The organism is Streptomyces caeni, assembly GCF_042678285.1.
Taxonomy (GTDB): Bacteria; Actinomycetota; Actinomycetes; order Streptomycetales; family Streptomycetaceae; genus Streptomyces; species Streptomyces caeni.
This window is the reverse complement of record NZ_JBHUDX010000143.1, coordinates 1-21,540: the sequence shown is the minus strand read 5'-3', so window position 1 is coordinate 21,540 and position 21,540 is coordinate 1. Positions and strand designations below refer to the sequence as shown.

Genomic DNA, 21,540 nt, shown 5'->3' with positions numbered 1-21,540 from the left:
CAACCGTCCGGCGTACGGAAGGCGTCCGTACACCAGTACGTCGACGCGCGGGGAGGGACGACAGTGAACAGTGGTGCGATACGCCGGCGCCTGGCGCTCGGCCTGGCCGTGCTGACGGCGGGAGGGCTGCTCGCGGTGGCGAGCCCCGGCGACGCGCAGGCGGCCGTCCACTGTTCCGGACGCAAGGTCCGTACGCTTCCGTTCTCGGCCGGCTCGGTGCAGGTCTACAAGCGCGACGGCTATGTGTGCGCGGTGACCGTCGTGAAGCGGACGTCCGGCCGCAGGTCCATGTCGGTCAGTGTGCAGGCGCGGGGCAGCCGTCCCGTGAGCGACACCGGGGCGTACGTGCATCACGCCGGGCCCGTGACCGTGCACGCCGGGCACCGGTGCGTGCGGGTGAGGGGCTCGGTGGGCTCGGCGTCGGTCCGTTCGGGATGGTTCCTGTGCTGAGGGAGCGCCGACCCGGGGGCTCCACGGCCGTCCCCGCAGAGGCGCGGTTCCCCAGGCTGCGAGGGTAGGCCGCGGGTCGGCGTTCAGGCCGTGACGGCGGGTCGCGGGCCGGCCGGGTGACGGTGCCGCCGGCCCGCGGACCACTCGGCGGGTGACCGGTGGGTCCGCCACGGCGCCCGGGCCGGGGACACCGGGCTGCGCCGATCGGGGCTCACACCCGCCGCGCGCAGCCCACCGGCCGGTCCCCGCCGAGCCGGACCGGACAGCCCCGCCACCCCCAGCGCGACCGCCCCCGGCGCGCCCAGCAGCGCCCGTGTCCCCCGCATAGCGCCCCCCGGTCCACCCCGCCTCCGGCGTGACCGGCGGACACGGCCCACGCCAGACGATGCGGGTGCTTTGCGACTCCTGGGGCCCGACGCTCCGTCCCGGGCGCACCGCTAGGGGGTGTTTCGAAAGTCCTGTGCGGTGCCCGCGGTGTCCGGTGCGTGCTCTCGGCATGCCGGACGAAGGCCCTCGTACTGGACGTACTTGGGGTTTCGGCCGGTGCGGCGAGAGTGTGTGCCGGGCGCCGTGGGTGCTGTGCGGGACTTTCGAAACACCCCCTAGTACGACAGCCCGTACCCGATGGGGTACAGCACCTGCGCCGGGTCGTCCGCACGCTGCACCGGCACCGGCAGCCTCCCGCGCGGTCTCACACGCCCCGCGATCACCCGTGCGGCCGCGCGCAGTTCGACGTCCGTCCATGAGTAGGAGGCCAGGCAGGCGTCCACCTCGGGCAGCTGGGCCACGTCGTAGGGGTTGCGGACGGCGACCGCGATCACCGGTTTCCCCGTGGCGAGCAACTGGTCCACCAGCGTCCGCTGGGGGCTGGCCGCGCCCACGTTGTACGTCCCCACGACCACCGCGTCCGCGTCCCCCGCCGCCGTCACCGCCCGGGCGATCGCCGCCTTCGACGGTGCCGTGCCGGTGGACAGCGCGGTGGCCGTGAAGCCCAGCCCGGTCAGGGCGTTCGCGAGCACGGTGGTGGGCGGCCCGTCGGTGCCGGACGGCGATGCCGGGTCGGCGCCGACGACCAGCAGCCGTGGATGGGTACGGCGCGACAGCGGCAGCAGGCCCCTCGCGTTGACGAGCAGCGTGGTCGTGCGGTCCGCGATGCGGTCCGCCGCGCGCAGGTGCGCGGGGGTGCCGACGGTCCGGTCGACACCGCCGGAGGTGACGTACGGCCGGTCGAGCAGCCCGAGTTTCGCCTTCAGACGCAGGATGCGCAGGATCGATTCGTCGAGCCGTGCCTCCGTCAGCTCCCCGCCCCGCACCGCCTGGAGCACCGCGTTCCACGCGATGTCCAGGGAAGGCGGGTTGAGCAGCTGGTCGGCGCCCGCCTTCAGGGCGAGCACGGGCACGCGGTCGTCGCCGTACTTCTGGCGCACGCCCTCCATGCCGAGGGAGTCCGTCACCACGACCCCGTCGTAGCCGAGTTCCTCGCGCAGGATGCCGGTGAGGATCGGGCGCGAGAGCGTCGCCGGATCGCCCGAGTCGTCGAGGGCGGGGACCATGATGTGCGCGGTCATGATGGAGTCGATCCCGGCGCGGATCGCGGCCCGGAACGGCACCGCGTCCAGCGTCTTCCACAGCTCGCGGCTGTGTGTGATGACGGGGAAGCCGAAGTGGCTGTCGACGGCGGTGTCGCCGTGGCCGGGGAAGTGCTTGGCGGTCGCCGCGACCCCGGAGCGCTGGTAGCCGGACACCTCGGCCGCCACCAGGCCCGCCACCGCGTCCGGGTCCGCGCCGAAGGAGCGGACGCCGATGACCGGGTTGGCCGGGTTGACGTTCACGTCGGCGTCGGGCGAGTAGTCCTGGCGGATGCCGAGGGCGCGCAGTTCGGCGCCGGCGATCCGGCCGAGGGTACGGGCGTCGGTGCGGGAGCCTCCCGCGCCGATGGCCATGGCGCCCGGGAAGAGGGTGGCGGGCCTGCCCACGCGTGCCACTATCCCGTGCTCCTGGTCCGTGGCGATGAGCACGGGCAGCCCGCGCGGCAGGTCGAGGGACGCCTTCTGGATCCCGTTCGAGAGGTCCGCGATCTGGTGCGGGTCACGGGTGTTGTGCGCCCAGGTGAAGTAGATGATGCCGCCCACGCGGTACCTGGCGATCAGCTCGGCGGCCGTCCGTACGCCGATCTCCTTGAGGTTGGCGTCGATGTCGGCCTGGTCGGGGTCGGTGGCGGAGTGGCCGTACACCCGCATCACGAAGAGCTGGCCGACCTTCTCCTCGAGCGTCATACGGGCGATCAGCGCCCGTAGCGGCTCGTCGTCGTGCCCTGAGGCGCGGGCGGTGTCCGGGGTGAGGGCGAGGGCCGCGGTCAGGCCCGCGGTGGCGGCGAGGACCGTACGTCTGGAGGGGCTCGCGGTGCTTCCCGTGCCGACGTCGTGCACGTGCGCTCCTTCCGGAGGAGAACGCTGAAGGAAACTTCCAAGGAGTCACCAATATCCGGGAAGTTTCCGCCAGTCAAGGGAGCGCACGGTAACGGCCGAGGGGGCCGTCATCGGCGCTGTGTGGGGGGCGCGCCGATGACGGCGTGCTGCCGGCCGCGTGCGGCGGAGAGGGTGGTCGGCGATCGCAGCAGCGGCGAGGCCGACACCGCGGCGCGGGGACTCATCCGGCAGTGTGTGTTGGACGGGGCCGGGCCGGGACGGGTTCCCCGAAAACGCCGGTATTCCGCAAGCCGGGACGGGCGTGGTCGACGGGGCGTGGTGGCCGAGGGGGACCTCGACGCCCCCTCCGGCAGCGGACCCCGGCCCGGACGCGACGGATCGGCGACCCGAGCGGCAGGGGGATGTGCGCCCGCGTCCTCAGCCGGCCGGCTCCGCGGCAGCCGGGCGCAGTTGATCGCGCACCGCCGTCAGCACCGCATCCCCCTCCGAACCCGTGCGCACGGCTGCGAGGACGTTCCGCGACGATGGTGCGTCCCGCGTCGTCGGCAGGTCCGGCGCGGGAGGGCAGTCCCGGCGCCCGGCGCTGGGTGCGGCGAGTGTAGCGAGCTCGGGTTCCCTTGAAATCCTTTTTCCGAATCAGTCCCACCATCGTATGGCTTTGATCGGTACGGCACTTACATCCGGTTCGCTCCGGAAAAGCTCTCTGTGTACGGCACATGCCGGGGGAGTACGCGCGCCGACCGCACACCACGCGTCCGCCCCCGCATGGTTTCTGATCGCCTTAAGGGGGCTGCGATGGCCGTTGACCGCAGGCAGATTCTGAGGGGGGCCATCGCCGGGGCGGCCATGGCCGCCCCCTTGGGGCCCGGGGAGACGGCGGCGCGTGCCCCGTCCGCCACCGGCGGCACCTTCGACGATCCGCTGACCTGGCCGGCCCTCGTGGACGGCGGCAGTCCCGTGCACCTGTGCATCGACAACACGACGCACCGGTTCGGCAGTTCCCGCACAGCGGCGCGGACTCTGGCGTACCGGCTGACGAAGGGCAAGGTCATCGTGCCGGGGACGACCTCCGGCTATCTCGGCCCCACCATCGTCGTCCGCACCGGAACGCCCGCCACCGTGACCGTCACCAACCAGGTCACCCGCCATCCGCTCGCCGCCAGCATCGACACCGCCCTGCACGGAGCGTCCGCCCGGGACAGGACGCGGCCCCGGACGACCGTCCATCTGCACGGCGCCAACTCCAGGCCGGTGGACGACGGCGGGCCGCTGGACACGTTCCCGCGTGGAAGCGCCGGTCAGCCGCCGTTCCCGAACCCGACCACCTACCGGTACGAGAACAACCAGGACGCGACCGCCCTCTGGTACCACGACCACGCCCTCGGTATCACCCGGCTCAACGTGTACGCCGGCCTCACCGCCGGCTATCTGATCCGGGACACCCCTGACACCGGCATCGACACCGGTGACGGCACGATGCTGCCGGCCGGACCGCACGAGATCCCGCTCATCCTCCAGGACAAGGCGTTCACCGCGGCCGGGGAGCAGTACTTCCCCCCGGCGCCGTGGGTCAGCGAGTCCTTCGGGGACACCCCGGTGGTCAACGGCGTGGCACGCCCGTATCTGACGGTGGACCGGGGGGTCTACCGCTTCCGGCTGCTGAACGCCTCGAACGCCCGCTTCTACCGCCTCGGTATCACGGTCCGGGGGACAGGCACCGTGGTGCCCTTCTGGCAGATCGGCGGTGACGGCGGGCTGCTGAACAGCCCGGTGCGTATGAAGCAGTTGCTCATCGCACCGGCGGAACGCGCCGATCTTCTGGTCGACTTCCGGGGCCTGGCGCCCGGGACGGTGCTCGAGGTGGGCAACAGCGCGGCGGCCCCCTATCCGGCCGGTTCCCCGGGCACGCCCGCGCTGCGGCAGATCATGCAGTTCCGAGTGACCGGGAGGACGGGCTGGGCGCCCCACCGGCCCATCGCCGGGATGTGCCTGCGCCCGGTCACCCCGGTCCGGCGGCTGGACCGGCCGGCCGCGAGCGCCCCCGTCCGCACGCACAGCCTCGTCGAGATCACGGACCCGGCGACCGGCGACGTGCTGATGGTCCTGCAGGACAACCGCCCGTTCCACGACCCCGTGTACGCCTCCCATCCGGTCACCCCGGACACCCTGGAGGTCTGGGAGTTCGCCAACACCACGCCCGACAACCATCCGATCCATGTGCACCTCGTGCAGTTCCAGGTGCTGGGACGGCAGCCGTTCGACGCGCGCCGCTACCGCAGGGAGGTCTACGCCGACGCGTCGGGCCGGGTGACGGCGGGCTCGGGCCCCTACCCGCCGCCCTCACCCCGCGGATACCTGACCGGGGCCCTCCAGCCGCCCGCCGCGAACGAGATGGGCTGGAAGGACACCGTGCAGGCACCCCCGGGGATGGTGACCCGGATCGCGGTGCCCTTCGGGTGCGGCGCGGCGCCGTTCCCGATCGCGGCCCGCGAGGTCTACTCCGGCGACTACGTGTGGCACTGCCACATCGTCGATCACGAGGACCACGACATGATGCAGCGTTACCGCGTCGCCTGACCGGTTCCCGTCGGGCACCGGGGCGGTGCCCGCCCGCAGGGGAGCAGCACGGCCGCACGCGGATCACCGATCGGCGTCGGTCCGCAGTTCGGGTGTCGTCGCCCCGACGAACACGACCGCGAGCAGGCACAGCAGGCCGCCGCTGACCAGTGCGGCCGCCCCCGAGGTCCATCCGGCGACCAGGCCGCCGCGCAGATTGCCGAGGTTGGGGCCGGCCTGGCCGACGATCTGTTCGGCGGCCGTGACCCGGCCCAGAAGGGCGTCGGGGGTGCGGGTCTGCACGATCGTGCCGCGGGAGATCACCGAGGTGGTGTCGGCGGCGCCGGCCAGGGCGAGCAGCCCCATCCCGGCCCAGGGGCTGGTCGTCAGGCCGAAGAGGGCGAGCGCGCCACCCCAGGTGGCGGCGCCGCAGAGCATCACCGGGCCAGAGCGCCCCCACCGGGTGGCCGCGCCGGACAGGGCGGAGCCCGTGACGCCGCCGACGGCGACGGCCGACAGGAACAGGCCGAGCGTACGCGGGCTGCCGCCGAACCGTTCGGCGTTGACCAGGGGGAAGAGGCTCATCGGCATCGACAGTACGGTGGCGGCCAAGTCGGTGATCAGGGCGCCGCGCACCACCCGGTGCCCGGCCAGGAAACGCAGCCCGTCCAGCACCCCGTTCAGCCCGGCCCGGGACGGCTCGCCCTCGGGCTGGAGCTCGGGCAGGCCGACGGCACTGTGGAAGGTGACGGCGAAGCTCAGGGCGTCCACCAGGTAGCAGGCGCCGACGCCCAGCCAGCCGAGCAGCAGGCCGCCGAGCGCCGGGCCGACGAGCATCGTCGACTGGAACGAGACCTGGTTGAGCGCCAGCCCGGCCGCCACCTGCTCCTTCGGCAGCAGCCGCGGCACGAAGGTGCCCGCCGCCGGGCCCGCGACCGCGCCGAAGCCGGACTGCGCGGCGACCAGCGCGAGCACCCCGGCCACCGGCACCCGCCCGGTGAACCCCTGCACCGCGAGGAGCAGTGCGCAGACCGCCTGGCCCACGGTGTTCGCGAGGTAGATCCGCCGCCGGTCGCCCCGGTCGGCCAGCGACCCGGCGAACAGGCCGAACAGCACCGTGGGCAGCGCCTGCGCCAGGCCGACGGCACCGCTCCAGACCGTGCTGTGCGTCATGTCCCAGACCTGGTACATGACGGTGACCATGCTCATGAACCCGCCGAGCACCGACACCGTCCGCCCGATCAGCAGCCGCCGGAACGCCGGGGACGTCCGCAGGGGCCGCACGTCGATCAACGTACGGGCCAGGATCATGAGGCGGCGGCGGTGGTGGCCGCGGCGGCGGCGACGGCACGGGCGGGCTGGGGCACGGCGGGGAGGCTAATCCCGGCCCGCCCGCGGGGCCACCGATTAACGGCGCGGCTACGCCGACTCGTTCAGCAGCCGGGCGAGGTGCTCGCGCCCCGGACCGAGGAGCTCAGGCAGGGGCGGCGCCGCCTCGTACCACCGCTTCTCGTACTCCCAGCACAGCCAGCCCTCCCAGCCGTGGCGGGAGAGGACCTCCACGCACTCGGTGAGCGGGAGGACACCGGCACCGAGCGGCAGCGGGGTGGTGTCGTCGGCGGACGCGATGTCCTTGACCTGGACGTAGCCGAGGTACGGGGACAGGGCCGCGTATGTCTCCTGTGGCTGCTCGCCGCCCAGCCAGGTGTGCATCACGTCCCACAGCGAGCCCACGCGGCGGTGGCCGACCGCGCCCAGCACGCGGAGGGCGTCCGCGCCGGTGGGGTGCGAGTCGTGGGTCTCCAGCAGGATCCGCACGCCCACCCCGGCGGCGTAATCGGCGGCGGTGCCCAGGCGTCGGGCCGCCAGGGCGTCGGCCTCCTCGGGGGGCTGTCCGGGGCGGCCGCCGGGGAAGACGCGGACGAAGGGGGCGCCGAGGTCGTGGGCGAGGTCGAGGAGGTCGCGGACGGCGGTGAGAACGGGTTCGTCCGCACCGGGCTCGGCCACCCGCGCGTACCCCGCGAGCCCCAGGATCTCGATGCCCTGCGCCTTGAACTCGGCGGCCACCTGCGACCGTTCGTCCGGGCCGATGCCGGGGTGCACCGGCTCCTCCGGGTGGGCGCGCAGTTCCACGCCGTGGTAGCCGTGCGTGACCGCGAGCCGCACCACGTCCGGTACGGGCAGGCCGGGGACGCCGAGGGTGGAGAACGCGAGCTTCATGCTCACGGACCCTACTCGTGACCGCCGGGTACCGCCCCTCGGAGCTGTTCGGGCGCCGTGTGCAGGTCCAGCCGCCAGTCCTGGCCGACGAGGTCCTTGCCGAAGGAGCGGTGAGGTTTCTCCGAGACGAGGACGAAGCCGTGGCGCTGGTAGATGCGGCGGGCGGCGGCCAGGACGTCGTTCGTCCACAGGACCAGGTCGCGGTAGCCGACGCCGCGTGCGAAGCCGATGCACGCCTCGACCAGCCGGTCGCCGATGCCCAGTCCGCGGGTGTCGGGCTCGACGAGCAGGAGCCGGAGCCGGGCGGTGGCCGGCACCTCGTCCCGCACGCACATCACACACCCCACCGGCCGCCCGTCCCACTCCGCGATCCAGACCCGCTCCAGGTGCGGGTCGTGGTCCTCGGCGAAGTCCGCGACGATCCTCGCCACCAGTCCCTCGTAGTCGGCGTTCCAGCCGTGTTCGGCGGCGTACACCGCGGCGTTGCGCTGGACGATCCAGCCCAGGTCGCCGGGTGCGGGGTCGCGCAGCACCACCTCCCGCGGACGGGGGGCCCTGCTCTTGTCGAGAACCGAGCGGATGGTGCGCATCGCCTCCGCCAGGCGCGGCCGGTCGGCGGGGGAGACGGTGTCGAGCAGCGCGGCCACGGTCTCGCGCGCCCGCTCCTCCAGCAGGCCGGCGGCGTCGCGGCCGCGTGGGGTCAGCGTGATCCGCCGGCGCCGCGGGTCCTTGTCGGAGGGCGCCCGCCGGACCAGCCCGTCCTGCTCGAACTTGTTGAGGATGCGGCTCAGGTATCCCGCGTCCAGGGAGAGCGCCGCGCGCAGGTCGGCCGCGTCCGTACGCGGCGAGTGCGCCAGCTCGTACAGCACGCGGGACTCCGTGAGCGTGTACGGCGCGTAGAGGTGGCGGCCGTAGTCCAGCGCGCCGATGACGTTCGTGTAGAAGCGGTTGAACGAGCGGATGTCCTGGACGGTCATGATCGACCTCGCCTGATGGTTGACTCAGTCAGAGGATGGGCACCTGAGCCTACGGCGACTCATGGCCGCCGTCCATGGGTTCCGCGCGCCTCCGGGCGGTTGGGGTCATGGGCATGCCCGACGAGCCGCCGCCGCACCGGCCGCCGCATCAGCCGGGCCCCTGCGGACCGCCGTCGTACGGGCTCCTGTCGTGCGGGCCCCCGTCGTACGAGCCGCGCCCGTACGGCTCGCCGCCGCAAGGCCCGTACCCGGGCCCCTACGCGGCCCCCTGCTCCTACGCGCCCGCCGCGCCGCCCGCGATGCCCGGCGTGGTGCGCGCCGCCCGGATCACGATCTGGGCCATGACGGGACCGACCCTGCTCGTGTCGCCCCTGGTCGGCCTCGCCGGGGGCCGCGCGCCGCGGGCCGGACCTTCGGCCAGAACCTGATGGGCCCGGTCCGGCTCGTCCTGGCCTTCCGCTACCGCACGGCGGGCACCGGTGTCCGCACCACGTCGATCGTGCTGGCGAGTGTCCAGATCCTGCCGGCCCTCGGCGGCACCGCCCGTGGCGTTCCGGGAGGCGCCTTCGCCCTGCTGGGCGCGATCACGGAGGTTGTGGCCAGGGTTTGCGGTTGACCGTTGACCACTTCCTCAGCTGGTCGCCGACCGCCTGGGGGGATTGGGGTCAGGCGAGTGACGCCCGTGGCGGCTTCGAGTTCTTCTCTCAGCTTCTGGTTCTCCAGGGTGATTCGCTGGATGTGGCAGGCGGCGAGTGTGAGGGTCTCGGTGAGCTCGCGACTGTGACGCTTGAGCTTGGCGTTTCGGGCGACGAGCCTGTCGTAGCGGGTAGGTTCGCTTGGGGCTCCTGGTGTCGGCGGCGCTGATCGGAGGGCGGCGATCTCCTGTGCGATGTCGGGGAAGTGGCGGCGGAAGGTCGTGTTGCTCATGCCGCACTTGCTGGCTAGGGCCAGGACGCTCGGCTGGGTGCCCTTGTCGCCCGCTCGCTGGCGGAGTTCGTCCAGTGCTGCCCGGACCCGGGATTCGGAGGGGGAGCCGACGCGGCGGGTCATGTGGTCTCCGGGGTCGTCCTGCAGGGGGAGGCTCCAAACCACCGCAGGCTGCGTCGGTTAAGTGCCGGTCGTGATGAGCGCTGTGGGGAAAGGCGCGGCCTTGATCGCGTCAGAGGTGGGTCTTCGGTGGCTCACCCGCTAGAACACCCGCCGCAGGCACTCCGCCAACGGACACCTCAGCCCCGTCGACTACGAACACCAGCACCAGCAGGAGTCCGACAAGCTCACGTTGGCCGCATAACCACCCGAACGCGTGTCCATTTTTGCGGGGTGATGCCCGTTATGTCTCGACTGTCGAGAGATCACCCGAACAGGAACCGTGTTCGACTGATCAAGCCTGCCCAGCGGTGAGCGGATGGTGTCTAGATGCACTGACCGGACAGGTTGACTGAGTTTGCCGGGTGATGATCGCTTGACTTGTACCAAGGTCCAACGCTGAGGCTTGCGGCATGGATGAGGCAGATGAGCTGTTCAGCATCGCGGAGGTCTCGGCGCGGATCGGTCTGGCGCCCGACACACTGCGCTACTTCGAACGTCAGGGGACCGTGCCGTCTCCTCGGCGCGACAACGCGGGCCGTCGCCAATGCACGACGGCCGATGTCGAGCTGATCCGCATGTTGGTTCATCTCCGTGAGACCGGAATGCCACTCGCTGACATTGCGCAGTTCACAGGTGCCGACGACACGGTCACAGATCCAGCCGGCCTCCGGCTGGAGTTGCTCACGGCTCACCGCCGTCGCGTCCAAGATCGCCGCGAGGAGCTGGACCGTGCCCTCGAAGTGATCAGCCGGAAGATCGCGGACTACAGCGATCGGATCACGAGTTCGCTGGAACTCCTCGACCGGCCGGACTGCACGATCGCCTTCAGCGTCCAGGGCGAGGGGCCACTGCTGTTCCTCGTCGGCGCACCGGCGGGACGAGCTGGCTTTGCAGCGCTGGCGCACGAGCTTGCAGGACGGTTCAGGGTTGTCACCCACGATCCGCGCGGCATCGGTGCCGGCCGCGCGGTATCGGGGATGGCTGCGCCCACGCCCGAGGTCCTGGCTGAGGACCTTGCTGCACTCGTCGACCGGTTCACCGGCGGGCCCACGCTGTTCGTTGGTACCAGTGGTGGTGCCGTCACGCTGCTAGAGCTGGCCAAGCAACATCCCCACCTGGTCGACCGGGCCGTCTTGCACGAGCCACCCCTTGTATCTCTCCTCAACGACGCGGACCTGACGGACCGCGCTGCGGCAGCGTTCATAGCGGCGGAAACTGACCCTCAATGGGCGGTGCAAGAGTTCTTTGATTTCAGCGGCGCGGGCCACCACACAGGCCCAGATCAGACGCCTCCCACGCACATGGCTCTGCCCGAGCTGCCGGCTGAGGAACTCGACAAGAACCGCTACTTCCTGGGGCGGATGGCCGGCCCCACGGTCTTCTACGTGCCCGACATCGAAGCCACCCGCCGGATTTCGGTGGTGCTGTGCGCCGGCGCGCTGAGCCATCACCAGATGGCGCGCCGGGCCACCCAAGCACTCGCTGGCCAGCTGGGACTGCCTCTGATCGACATGCCCGGCAACCACGTGGGCGCAAGCGCCGAGCCGGCAGCGTTCGCCCGCGCCGTTGTGCCCCTACTCGAACGCTGAACATAACCCCTGGCCCCTGATGTACCGCCGCTACAGACCGGTCACTGACCATCTGTGCACAAGGGCGCTCATCCTGCTGAGCCAGGGCAGCGCAGGCCAGTGGTTCAGAAGGCCACGCCTCCCCGGGGACCGGGGTTGGGCGGCGCGTCCCGGGAGCTGAACGACAGGCGGCGCCAGGTGCTCAGGCGACCCAGTGCGGCCGACGGGCGGCGGGCGAGGCCGGGAGGCCGTCGGCGAGGGCGGCGGCCATACGGCGCACCGCCTCGCGCAGGGTGTCGGCGGGCATCGTGTAGGGGATGCGGAGGCGCTGCTCGAAGACGCCAGGGGCGGTGGCGAAGCGGGAACCGCCCTCGATCCGCACGCCGTAGTCCAGCGCTCGCTCACTCAGCGCCGAGGCGATGGGCTCGCCCAGATCGACCCAGAGCGACAGCCCGCCGGGCGGCTGCCGCCAGGTCCACTTCGGGATGTGCTCGGCCAGGGCCGCGGCCAGGGCCGCACGCTGCTCGCGCATCTGCTCAAGGCGTTGCGGCAGGAGTTCTGCGCCCCGCGCCAGGAGGGCGAGGGCCAGGAGCTGGTCCAGGACCGAGCCGCCCATGTCGGTGGCGACCCGCTGCCCGGCGAGTTCGGTCACCAGCTGCGAGGTGGCGCGCAGCCAGCCGATGCGCAGGCCGCCCCAGTGCGTCTTGCTCATGGAGCCGATGGTGATGACCTGGCCGGCGCCCCCGCGCGCGGCACGGGAGGCGAAGGGCGGCGGGGCGGGGACGTCGAGGGCGAGGCCGCCCAGGGTCTCGTCGATCACCAGCCAGGTGCCGGAGCGCTGAGCGGCGCGCAGGACGCGGATGCGCTCACGGCCGGGCATGAGAAGACCTGTGGGATTGTGGAAGTCAGGGATCAGGTAGGCCAGTTGGGGCACCACCTGACGGAGCGTGGATTCTACGATCTCGATGTCCCAGCCGTCGTCGGTCACCGGGACCGACACCGGCCGGAGCCGGGCGCGACGCATGGCCTCAAGAGCGTTCGGATAGGACGGGTTCTCGACCATGACCCGGTCGCCGGGGCCGCACAGCAGCCCCAGCACCAGCGTGAGCGCGTGCTGGGCACCGGAGGTCACCAGGATCTGTTCGGGCACGGTGGCCAGTCCCCGCTGGGTGAAACGCTCGGCGATGGCGGCGCGCAGCTCCGGAAGGCCGTAGGGGTGGTAACCAGGGGTGCGCGCGTGCTCGGTGAGCTGCGGGGCGATCTGGGCGAGTGCGTCGGCGAGCGTCTGCTCCGGCAGCCCGGGGGCCGCCCTGGCCAGGTCGATCGCGGTGTCCGGGGGTGCGAGGACCCGTGTGACGTTACTGGGGATACGCCCCTCGGGCAGGGCCGTCCAGGTGCCGGAGCCCTGGCGGCTGTGCGCGTAACCGCTCTCGCGCAGCAGGTCGTAGGCGGCGGTGATGGTGGGGCGGCTGGTGCGCAGGGCGGTGGCCAGTTCCCGCTCGGCGGGGAGCTTGACGTGCAACGCGATCCGTCCGTCCAGGATCAGCGCGCTGATCGCCTGGGCCAGGTGGCGGTAGGCGGGTCTCGTCCCAGCCGGGTCGGGCAGCAGGGCGGCGAGCTGTCGGCTCCCCAGCGTTCGCCCGACGCGATGCGCCCTGTCCACGGGTCGGGACGGAGTCGAGTCGGCCATACCACTCTCCCGGAATTGGCCATGCTGTCGGAGCCAATCACTGTACAAACTCGCCGCCAGTGCATGGAACAGCGAGCCCCATCGGAGGCACTGGCGTGGGCCAGGAAGGCAAGGACTGTTGCGAGCCTGAACGTCCGCACGGTCACGAGGAGCGCATCAGGACTGCGCTGACACCGATCCGGAGCGGTCGGCTGAAGATCGCACTCATGGACCCCGGAATCGGGCTGCTGGCGGCGGCCGCCGCGGTGCGCCGCCTGCGGCCCGACGCCGATCTCGTCCTCTCCTCGGACCCCGGCAGCATGCCGTGGGGGCCACGCACCCCGCAGGACATCGCGGCCCGCGCCCTCGCGATCGCCGAGGCGGCCGCCGCGCACCGCCCCGACGCGTTGATCGTCGCCTGCAACACCGCCACTTTGCATGCCCTGCCCGCTCTGCGCGCCCGCCTCGGACCCGGCACCCCCGTCATCGGCACGGTCCCGGCGGTCGAACCGGCCGCCGCGGGCGGCGGACCCGTCGCCGTCTGGGCAACCCCGGCCGCCCTCGGAAGCCGCCGGCTACGCGGCCTCATCCGGACGTTTGCGAACGGCGTGCGCGTCACCGAGGTGCCGTGCCCCGGGCTCTCCGACGCCGTCGAGCACGCGGACGAGGCGGCCGTGGCCCGCGCGGTCGCTGCCGCGGCGGAGCGCACCCCGGACGATGCCAGGGCCGTGGTTCTCGGCTGCACCCACTACGAACTCGTCGCCGAGCGCATCCGCACGGCCGTGCAGCAGCCCGGTGCGCCGCCGCTCGTCCTCCACGGCTCGGCCGGCCCGGTCGCCGCTCAGGCCCTGCGCCGGATCGGCGAGGGACCCGCCCCGCAGGCGCCCGCCGAGGGCACCCTGACCGTGATCCTCAACGGGCGGGAGGCACCCCTTCCGGCGGCGGCGCTGGCCTATCGCGAAGGCCGGCTGCTGCAGCCTGTCGGCTCCGCGCCGGGGATCCGTCCGTGAAGGGCGATGCGCCCCGTCTGAGGGCCCCCGCTCCGGAACATCACGCCGCAACGGCACGGACACCGAGCACGCGCCTGCCTCTTCCCCCTCTGACCTACGTCCCCCTCGGTACCCATCCGCTCCGACGCCTTCCCCAACTGTTCACCGGCCTCGCCCTGTACGGCTTCAGTCTTTCGGTCATGGTGCGGGCCTCGCTGGGCGTCAACCCCTGGAGCGTTCTGTACGAGGGGCTGGAGCACCACACGTCCCTGAGCTTCGGCATGATCAGCGCCGCCGTCGGCGTCGTCGTGCTGCTGCTGTGGATTCCCCTCAGGCAAAGACCGACGTTCGGGACCGTCGCCAACATCGTCGTCCTGGCGTACTCGTCGGACCTCGGCCTGTCGCTCATCCCCCAGCACCTCGGCCTTCGGGCCCGGACCGCCCTGCTGGCCGGGGGTGTCCTCCTCAACGGATTCTCCGTCGCCGTCTACGTCGGCGCGCGTTTCGGCCCCGGCCCCAGGGACGGACTGATGACCGGTGCGTCCGCGGCAACCGGGCGCTCCATCCGGCTCATCCGCACGCTGATCGAGATCACCGTGCTCGCTGTGGGCTGGGTTCTCGGCGGAAGCGTGGGCGTGGGGACCGTGCTGTACGCACTCACAGTCGGCCCGATCACTCAGTTCTTCATACCGCGGTTCGCCTATCGGGGCCGAGACGAGTCCCGGGCGTCCCCCACTCCCCGTAGGCGGCGTCCGTGACCCGGTGCCGGGATGCGAGGCCGCGGCGGGGGCAGGTGCGCCACCGCCGCGCACGGCGCCCCGTGTGTGGGCGAAGTGGCCTGCGGCACCGTTCGGTCGGAGACCTCCTGCGGCGCCATCGAGGTCACCGCCGCGGGCTTCCCGGCCACCGGCCCGCGGCCGTCATGCGCCCTCGGCTGTTGGCCTCCGGCTGTTGGCGCCCGGCTGTTGGCCTCCGGCTGTTGGCCTCCGGCTGTTGGCGCCCGGCTGTTGGCGCCCGGCTGTTGGCGCCCGGCTGTTGGCGCCCGGCTGTTGGCGCCCGGCTGTTGGCGCCCGGCTGTTGGCGCCCGGCTGTTGGCCTCCGGCTGTTGGCCTCCGGCTGTTGGCCCCCGGCCGTTGGCCCCCGGCCGTCTTCCCTGGCCCTCGTCTCCCAGCTGTCCCCCCGGTCCTTTACCCCCGGCCGTTCACCCCCGAGGCGCCGCCGTGGACCCCCGCACCATCAACTCGCCCCGTACCGTCGCGATGCCGCCCGGCGGGGGTTCCTCCCGGCCCATCGCGATCCGGCCCGCCCGGGCGCCCGCCTCGGACAGCGGCAGTCGTACCGTGGTCAGCGCCGGTACCGCGTCCACCGCGAACGGGAGGTCGTCGAACCCGGCGACCGAGACGTCCTCGGGGATGCGCAGACCGGAGTCCCGCAGGGCCGCGCACGCGCCCAGCGCCACCGTGTCGTTCGCCGCCACGATCGCCGTCAGCGACGGCTCCCGGCGCAGCAGTTCCAGTGCCGCCTCGTAGCCGGAGCGCCGGTCGTAGCGGCCGTGCACCGTCAGCCCGGGGTCGTCCTCGATTCCGGCGGCGGCCAGCGCCGCCCGGTGCCCCTCCAGCCGGTGCCGCGTGGTCGTGCGCTCCTCCGGGCCCGCGATGTACCCGAGCCGCCGGTGCCCGAGCCCGGTCAGGTGCTCGGTCAGCCGCCGGCCGCCGCCGCGGTTGTCGAAGGTCAGCGCGATCGCCTCGGGGGCGGGCGGCCGCCCGCACAGCACCACGCGCGTCCCCGCCTCGGCCAGCTTCCGCAGCTTCGCGCCCATGGCCTCCGCATGCGCGCCGTCCTCCGCCGCGCCGCCGGTCAGCACCACTGCCGCCGCCCGCTGCCGCTGCAGCAGGGTCAGATACGTCAGCTCCCGCTCCGGCGACCCCCCGGTGTTGCAGACCACCGCCAGCCGTTCGCCGCCGGCGCGGCCGCCCGGCCCCCCGATCTCCGACTGGATGGCGCTCGCCATGATCCCGAAGAAGGGGTCGGCGATGTCGTTGACCAGGATCCCCACGAGGTCGGAGGTAGCGGCCGCGAGTGCGCTCGCCGGGCCGTTGAGGACGTAGTCCAGCTCGTCCACAGCGCGCAGCACCCGGTCCCGGGTGGACGCCGCCACCGGGTAGTTCCCGTTCAGCACGCGTGACACGGTGGCGGGCGACACCTGCGCGCGCGCCGCCACGTCCGCCAGGGTCACCGTCATCGTCGTCGTCCTCCGGTCGCGCTCTCGTCGTCCTCAGGGCAAGGGGGTCCCCGCAGGCCCCCTGTGCATGCTCTGCCTACAGCTCACCGGACACCCGTGTACAGGTCCACGGTTCTGCGTGTTCGACAGGCCGGACGGTCCGGCGCCCGGCGACCGCGGTGTCACTCGTGCCACGTGGGGTGTCGCTGGGCGTCACGCCGTCCGCGACACGCGCTTCCGCCGCCCCCGCGGTCTTGTCCGATCCGCTGCGCAGAGGCTAGCGTCTGACGGTGTAGAAAGCGCTTGCTGTCATGCTCGCCCGCGGGTGCACGCCGCACCGACGCGCGTACGGAAGGAACGACCGACACGGGAAGGGCACGACGTGGCACGGGAAGGGCACGACGTGACACGCAAGACGGTGCGGATCGCCATGAACGGTGTGACGGGACGCATGGGCCACCGCCAGCACCTCGTCCGTTCCATCCTGGCCATCCGCGAGCAGGGCGGCCTCGACCTGGGCGACGGCGTCGTACTGTGGCCCGAACCGGTCCTCGTGGGCCGCCGCGCCCACGCCCTGCGGGCGATCGCGGAACGGCACGGGCTCGAGCACTGGTCGACGGACGTGGACGCGGTCCTCGCCGACCCGGCCGTCGGGATCTACTTCGACGCGCAGGTCACCTCGGCCCGCGAGGAGTCGATCAGGAAGGCGATCGCGGCGGGCAAGCACATCTACACCGAGAAGCCCACGGCGACGGGCCTGGAGGGCGCCCTGGAGCTGGCCCGCCTGGCGCGCGCCGCCGGCATCAGGCACGGCGTCGTCCAGGACAAGATCTTCCTGCCGGGCCTGCTGAAGCTGAAGCGGCTCGTCGGCGGCGGCTTCTTCGGCCGGGTCCTTTCCGTCCGCGGCGAGTTCGGCTACTGGGTCTTCGAGGGCGACTGGCAGCCGGCGCAGCGCCCGTCGTGGAATTACCGCGCCGAGGACGGCGGCGGCATTCGTTGCCGACATGTTCCCGCACTGGGAGTACGTGCTCCACGAGCTGTTCGGCCGGGTGACGTCCGTGCAGGCCCTCGCCACCACCCACATCCCCCAGCGCTGGGACGAGAAGGGCAAGCCGTGCGACGCCACCGCCGACGACGCCGCCTACGGCATCTTCGAGCTGGAGGGCGGGGCGATCGCCCGGATCAACTCGTCGTGGACCGTGCGCGTCCACCGCGACGAACTCGTCGAGTTCCAGGTGGACGGCACGGAGGGGTCGGCCGTCGCCGGGCTCAGGACATGCCGGGTGCAGCACAGGTCGGTGACCCCGAAGCCCGTGGGACCCGGACGTCCCCGCCGCCGAGGTCTTCCGCGACCGGTGGCAGGAGGTACCGGACAACGCCCCGTTCGACAACGGTTTCAAGACGCAGTGGGAGCTGTTCCTCCGGCATGTCTACGCCGACGCCCCCTACCACTGGGACCTGGCGGCCGGGGCCCGCGGCGTCCAGCTCGCCGAACTGGGCCTGAAGTCCTCGGCCGAGGGCGGCCGCATCGAGGTGCCGGAGATCCAGCCATGACCATCCGACTCCCGGACGCCCGCGGCCGGCTCGGGACCTACGAGCCGCGCCGCGCACCCCTCGCCCGCTCCGCCGCGGCCCCCTTCACCTCCCGCACGTTCTTCGCGGCTGCGCACGTCGTCGCCGACCCGTACGCGGACGTGTCCCCCGGCTCGCCCGCCGTCGTCGACTGGGACGCGACGCTCGCCTTCCGCCGCCACCTGTGGTCGCACGGGCTGGGCGTCGCCGAGGCCATGGACACCGCTCAGCGCGGGATGGGCCTGGACTGGGCGGGAGCGGCGGAGCTGATCCGCCGCTCCGCTGCCGAGGCCCGTGCCGCGGGCGGCCGCATCGTCTGCGGCATCGGCACCGACCAACTGCCGGCCGGCTCCGTGGCGGAGGTCCGGACGGCGTACGAAGAACAGCTCGCCGTCGTCGAGGAGGCGGGCGCGCAGGCCGTCGTGATGGCCTCGCGCGCCCTGGCCGCCGCGGCCCGGGGCCCCGAGGACTACCTGGAGACCTACGGCCACCTCCTGCGTCAGGCCGCCGACCCGGTGATCCTGCACTGGCTCGGCCCGATGTTCGACCCGGCGCTGGAGGGCTACTGGGGATCCGGCGACCTGGACGCGGCCACGGACGTCTTCCTGGAGGTTGTCGCCGCGCACCCGGACAAGGTTCACGGCGTCAAGATCTCGCTGCTCGACGCGCGGCGGGAGACCGATCTGCGCCGCAGACTCCCGCGCGGCGTGCGCTGCTACACGGGCGACGACTTCCACTACCCCGAGCTGATCGCGGGCGACGAGCAGGGCTTCAGCCACGCCCTGCTCGGCATCTTCGACCCGCTGTGCCCCCTGGCGGCACAGGCGGCACAGGTCCTGGACACGGGCGACGCGAAGGGCTTCCGCGCACTCCTCGACCCCACCGTGGAGCTGTCCCGCCACCTGTTCCGGGCGCCGACCCGCTTCTACAAGACGGGCGTGGTCCTCCTGGCCTGGCTCGCCGGCCATCAGGAGCACTTCACGATGGTGGGCGGACTGCAGTCGGCACGCTCGCTGCCGCACCTCGCGACGGCCTACGAACTCGCCGACGGGCTCGGCCTGTTCCCCGACCCGGACCTGGCGCAGGCGCGGATGAGAAGCCTGCTGTCCGTGTACGGGGTGGCCCGGTGAGCGCGAGCACGGCACCGGAGCGTCTCTCCATCAACCAGATGACGGTCAGGCAGCTCTCGCTGGAGGAACTGGTGGATGCCTGCGCGGAGTCGGGGGTACGCGGGGTGGGCCTGTGGCGCGAGCCCGTCCGGGCGCACGGCGTGCGGGCCACGGCGAACCTCGTCCGTGACGCGGGTCTGACCGTGACGACGCTGTGCCGGGGCGGCTTCTTCACGGCGATCGACCCGGACGCGCGGGCCCGCGCCCTCGACGACAACCGCCGGGCGGTCGACGAGGCGGCGATGCTGGGCACGGACACCCTGGTGCTGGTGTCGGGCGGACTGCCGGCCGGCTCCCGGGACCTGCGGGGCGCGCGGGAGCGGATCGCCGACGCGCTGGGGGAGCTGGGCCCGTACGCGGCCGGGCGGGGGGTGCGGCTGGCCCTCGAACCGCTCCACCCGATGTACGCCTCCGACCGCTGTGTGGTCTCCACCCTCGCCCAGGCGCTCGACCTCGCCGAACGCTTCCCCGCCGAGCAGGTGGGCGTGGCCGTGGACACGTACCACGTCTGGTGGGACGACACGGCCCCGGCACAGATCGCGCGGGCGGGCGCGGGCGGGCGCATCCACACCTTCCAGCTCGCCGACTGGACCACCCCGCTGCCCGAGGGCGTCCTCACCGGGCGCGGGCAGATCGGTGACGGCGCGATCGACATACGGGAGTGGCAGGGGTACGTGGCGGCGGCCGGGTACACCGGGCCGATCGAGGTCGAGCTCTTCAACGAGGGGCTGTGGGCCCGGGACGGGCGGGAGGTCCTCGCGGAGACCGTGCGGCGCTTTGTGGAGCACGCCGCATAGGCGAGGCGGGGTGGCCCGCCCGTCCGTGCCAGGAGGACGGGCCACCCGTACCTCAGACTCCGATGTGCCCCTCCTTGACCGCGGTCACGAACGACGCCCAGCCGTCCGCCGAGAAGGCCAGGGCCGGACCGGTGACGGCCTTGCTGTCGCGTACGGGCACGCCGGCGTGGCCTCGGGCGACCTCAAGGCATTCGCCCTGACCGCCGCCGCGGTGGCTGGACTTGTACCACCCGGTGAGGGTGGACGAGTCGGGGACGGTGTGCTCACTGCTGACCGCGCGCGTGTTCCTCTGCTGCCGACCTGACGAGGGCCAGTGACTCCTGCTGCGACAGCGCGTCGCCCAGGGCCAGAGCGTAGGCCGTCTGACAGGCACTCACCAGGGCCAGACCATCCATCAGGTTCCCGGTCAGGAGACCCCGTCGGCGTGCCGTGGGCCGTACACGTGTCAGAACCCGGGAGGGAGATCTGGGGGGGGGATCGCGGGGCTGTGATGGCGGAGGGGACCCGAGGGGGCCCGGTCGGTGGACGGGCCCCTCCGAAGCCGCCCGCCGGAAGAACAGCCGGCACTCGACCGGCGCGTTCGCGAGTTGACGGTTCAGGGCGTCGGGCTTCCACGCAGCGCGGCGACCGCCGCGACCTCCTCGGCCGTCGGGAAGGACGCCTGCGCGCCGGGACGGGTGACCGCGGCCGTGCCCACCTGTGCCGCGTAGGCCGCCGCGTCCGGCAACGGCGAGCCCCTGCCCAGCCGCCACGCCAGGGCTGCGGTGAACGCGTCGCCCGCGCCGGTCGTGTCCACCGCGTCCACCACCGGGGACGGCACCCGGCTCACGGCGTCGCCGGTCGCCACCAGCGCGCCCTCCGCGCCCAGCGTCACGACGACCGACCGCGGGCCGAGCGCCAGCAGCGCGGCCGCCCAGTCCTCGGGCGAACCGCCCAGCTCATGGCCCGCGATGACCCGCGCCTCGTGCTCGTTCACGATCAGCGGGTCGCAGGCCGCCAGCAGCTCGCCGGGCAGCGGCCGCGGCGGCGACGGGTTCAGCACGAAACGGGTGCCGGGCGGCAGATTCCGTACGACCTCCACGACCGTCTCCAGCGGGATCTCCAGTTGCGCCGAGACCACGCGGGAGGCGTGCAGCAGGCTGCGCGCGGCCCGTACGTCCTGCGGAGCGAGCCGCCCGTTGGCCCCCGGCGAGACCACGATGCTGTTGTCCCCCGACGGGTCCACCGTGATCAACGCGACCCCCGTGGGTGCCCCGCCCACCAGGACCCCCTCGGTGTCGACGCCCGCGTCGCGCTGGGCGTCCAGCAGCAGCCGCCCGTGCGGGTCCTCGCCGATCCGGGCCAGCAGCGCCGCACGGGCCCCGAGGCGGGCGGCGGCGACCGCCTGGTTCGCGCCCTTGCCGCCCGGGTGGACGGCCAGGTCGGAGCCGAGCACCGTCTCCCCGGCCGCGGGCCGACGCTCGACCCCGATCACCAGGTCGGCGTTGGCCGACCCCACGACCAGGAGGTCGTAGTCGTACATGATCTGCCTCCCAACGGACGGCACCGGCCTACGCGTACAGCGTGCCCGCCCGGCCGGCGGCCGGACGGCCGACGCGCCGTCGTCCCCGACGGCCCGGATCACGTACGGGCCCCGGCGCCGGGTGGACTGGTGAGCGGGGCCGGTCCGACCCCTGTGGCAGGGCTGTGACTTCAGATGGTTGCGAGTGTGACGCACGGCGGTGAACATGGAGGTTGAAGAATCGTTCAGTGAGGTCAACTCACCGCAGGGGGAGGAAAGATGAAGTTCGACATGGGGGCGCAGACCCTGTCGACGTTGATGAAGGACTCGCGT

General features: G+C 72.8%; 16 protein-coding genes and 2 pseudogenes. 10 read left to right on the top strand and 8 right to left on the bottom strand.

All coding sequences use genetic code 11. The features are described from left to right. Window positions 1–63 precede the first annotated feature (63 nt). Window positions 64–450, top strand: a complete 387-nt coding sequence (locus tag ACFSL4_RS36485) for a hypothetical protein (protein ID WP_381092372.1) — start codon at window positions 64–66, stop codon at window positions 448–450. A 602-nt stretch (window positions 451–1,052) separates the two neighbouring features. On the opposite strand, the gene ACFSL4_RS36480 is transcribed toward ACFSL4_RS36485, so the two are convergent. Continuing rightward, a complete protein-coding gene (locus ACFSL4_RS36480; protein WP_381092366.1) occupies window positions 1,053–2,879 on the bottom strand; it encodes a glycoside hydrolase family 3 protein in 1,827 nt (608 codons plus the stop codon). Between the two features lie 795 nt (window positions 2,880–3,674). Between ACFSL4_RS36480 and ACFSL4_RS36475 the strand changes: the two genes are divergently transcribed. Beyond that, a complete protein-coding gene (locus ACFSL4_RS36475; RefSeq protein ID WP_381092364.1) occupies window positions 3,675–5,456 on the top strand; it encodes a multicopper oxidase family protein in 1,782 nt (593 codons plus the stop codon). A gap of 63 nt (window positions 5,457–5,519) precedes the next feature. Here the strand turns inward: ACFSL4_RS36475 and ACFSL4_RS36470 are convergent, their stop codons facing one another. The 3 genes from ACFSL4_RS36470 to ACFSL4_RS36460 all read right to left on the bottom strand — a co-directional run bounded on the left by ACFSL4_RS36470 (window position 5,520) and on the right by ACFSL4_RS36460 (window position 8,632). Then, window positions 5,520–6,746, bottom strand: coding sequence for an MFS transporter (locus ACFSL4_RS36470; RefSeq protein WP_381092362.1), 1,227 nt, complete (start codon window positions 6,744–6,746; stop codon window positions 5,520–5,522). Window positions 6,747–6,854: 108 nt separating this feature from the next. After that, window positions 6,855–7,655 carry a sugar phosphate isomerase/epimerase family protein gene (locus ACFSL4_RS36465; protein ID WP_381092360.1) on the bottom strand — a complete coding sequence of 267 codons (801 nt, stop codon included), beginning with the start codon at window positions 7,653–7,655 and terminating at the stop codon, window positions 6,855–6,857. 11 nt (window positions 7,656–7,666) lie between these two features. Next, complete coding sequence (locus ACFSL4_RS36460; RefSeq protein WP_381092358.1) at window positions 7,667–8,632, bottom strand: bifunctional helix-turn-helix transcriptional regulator/GNAT family N-acetyltransferase; 966 nt, start codon at window positions 8,630–8,632, stop codon at window positions 7,667–7,669. Between the two features lie 113 nt (window positions 8,633–8,745). Between ACFSL4_RS36460 and ACFSL4_RS36455 the strand changes: the two genes are divergently transcribed. The 3 genes from ACFSL4_RS36455 to ACFSL4_RS36445 all read left to right on the top strand — a co-directional run bounded on the left by ACFSL4_RS36455 (window position 8,746) and on the right by ACFSL4_RS36445 (window position 11,310). Beyond that, the gene (locus ACFSL4_RS36455; protein WP_381092356.1) at window positions 8,746–9,060 is read left to right on the top strand and encodes a hypothetical protein; all 315 of its coding nucleotides are present in this window, start codon (window positions 8,746–8,748) and stop codon (window positions 9,058–9,060) included. Continuing rightward, the gene (locus ACFSL4_RS36450) at window positions 9,060–9,248 is read left to right on the top strand and encodes a hypothetical protein (protein ID WP_381092355.1); all 189 of its coding nucleotides are present in this window, start codon (window positions 9,060–9,062) and stop codon (window positions 9,246–9,248) included. Before ACFSL4_RS36455 ends, ACFSL4_RS36450 begins: the two co-directional genes overlap by 1 nt. Before the next feature lie 883 nt (window positions 9,249–10,131). Continuing rightward, on the top strand, window positions 10,132–11,310 hold the full coding sequence (locus tag ACFSL4_RS36445; RefSeq protein WP_381092353.1) for an alpha/beta fold hydrolase: 1,179 nt from the start codon (window positions 10,132–10,134) through the stop codon (window positions 11,308–11,310). A 181-nt stretch (window positions 11,311–11,491) separates the two neighbouring features. Here ACFSL4_RS36445 and yczR read toward each other — a convergent pair whose 3' ends face one another. After that, on the bottom strand, window positions 11,492–12,979 hold the full coding sequence (gene yczR / locus ACFSL4_RS36440; protein ID WP_381092351.1) for a MocR-like transcription factor YczR: 1,488 nt from the start codon (window positions 12,977–12,979) through the stop codon (window positions 11,492–11,494). Between the two features lie 191 nt (window positions 12,980–13,170). Here yczR and ACFSL4_RS36435 point away from each other — a divergent pair, with 191 nt between their 5' ends. Next, the gene (locus ACFSL4_RS36435; RefSeq protein ID WP_381092370.1) at window positions 13,171–13,968 is read left to right on the top strand and encodes a glutamate racemase; all 798 of its coding nucleotides are present in this window, start codon (window positions 13,171–13,173) and stop codon (window positions 13,966–13,968) included. A gap of 74 nt (window positions 13,969–14,042) precedes the next feature. Beyond that, entirely contained in the window at window positions 14,043–14,705 is a 663-nt protein-coding gene (yczE, locus tag ACFSL4_RS36430) for a membrane protein YczE (RefSeq protein ID WP_465269777.1), read from the top strand. Window positions 14,706–15,148: 443 nt separating this feature from the next. On the opposite strand, the gene ACFSL4_RS36425 is transcribed toward yczE, so the two are convergent. Further along, the gene (locus tag ACFSL4_RS36425) at window positions 15,149–16,189 is read right to left on the bottom strand and encodes a LacI family DNA-binding transcriptional regulator (RefSeq protein ID WP_381092348.1); all 1,041 of its coding nucleotides are present in this window, start codon (window positions 16,187–16,189) and stop codon (window positions 15,149–15,151) included. A 382-nt stretch (window positions 16,190–16,571) separates the two neighbouring features. Here ACFSL4_RS36425 and ACFSL4_RS36420 point away from each other — a divergent pair. The 3 genes and pseudogenes from ACFSL4_RS36420 to ACFSL4_RS36410 all read left to right on the top strand — a co-directional run bounded on the left by ACFSL4_RS36420 (window position 16,572) and on the right by ACFSL4_RS36410 (window position 19,706). After that, window positions 16,572–17,722 (top strand): annotated as a pseudogene (locus ACFSL4_RS36420) (Gfo/Idh/MocA family protein). Next, window positions 17,719–18,870 carry a dihydrodipicolinate synthase family protein gene (locus ACFSL4_RS36415; protein ID WP_381092346.1) on the top strand — a complete coding sequence of 384 codons (1,152 nt, stop codon included), beginning with the start codon at window positions 17,719–17,721 and terminating at the stop codon, window positions 18,868–18,870. Before ACFSL4_RS36420 ends, ACFSL4_RS36415 begins: the two are co-directional and overlap by 4 nt. A 38-nt stretch (window positions 18,871–18,908) precedes the next feature. After that, the gene (locus ACFSL4_RS36410) at window positions 18,909–19,706 is read left to right on the top strand and encodes a sugar phosphate isomerase/epimerase family protein (protein ID WP_381092368.1); all 798 of its coding nucleotides are present in this window, start codon (window positions 18,909–18,911) and stop codon (window positions 19,704–19,706) included. Between the two features lie 52 nt (window positions 19,707–19,758). Here the strand turns inward: ACFSL4_RS36410 and ACFSL4_RS36405 are convergent. After that, window positions 19,759–19,926, bottom strand: a pseudogene (locus ACFSL4_RS36405) (DUF397 domain-containing protein); the annotation flags it as partial. Between the two features lie 375 nt (window positions 19,927–20,301). After that, window positions 20,302–21,228 (bottom strand): ribokinase, encoded by a 927-nt coding sequence (locus tag ACFSL4_RS36400; RefSeq protein ID WP_381092344.1) that lies wholly within the window; start codon window positions 21,226–21,228, stop codon window positions 20,302–20,304. Window positions 21,229–21,540: the final 312 nt, after the last annotated feature.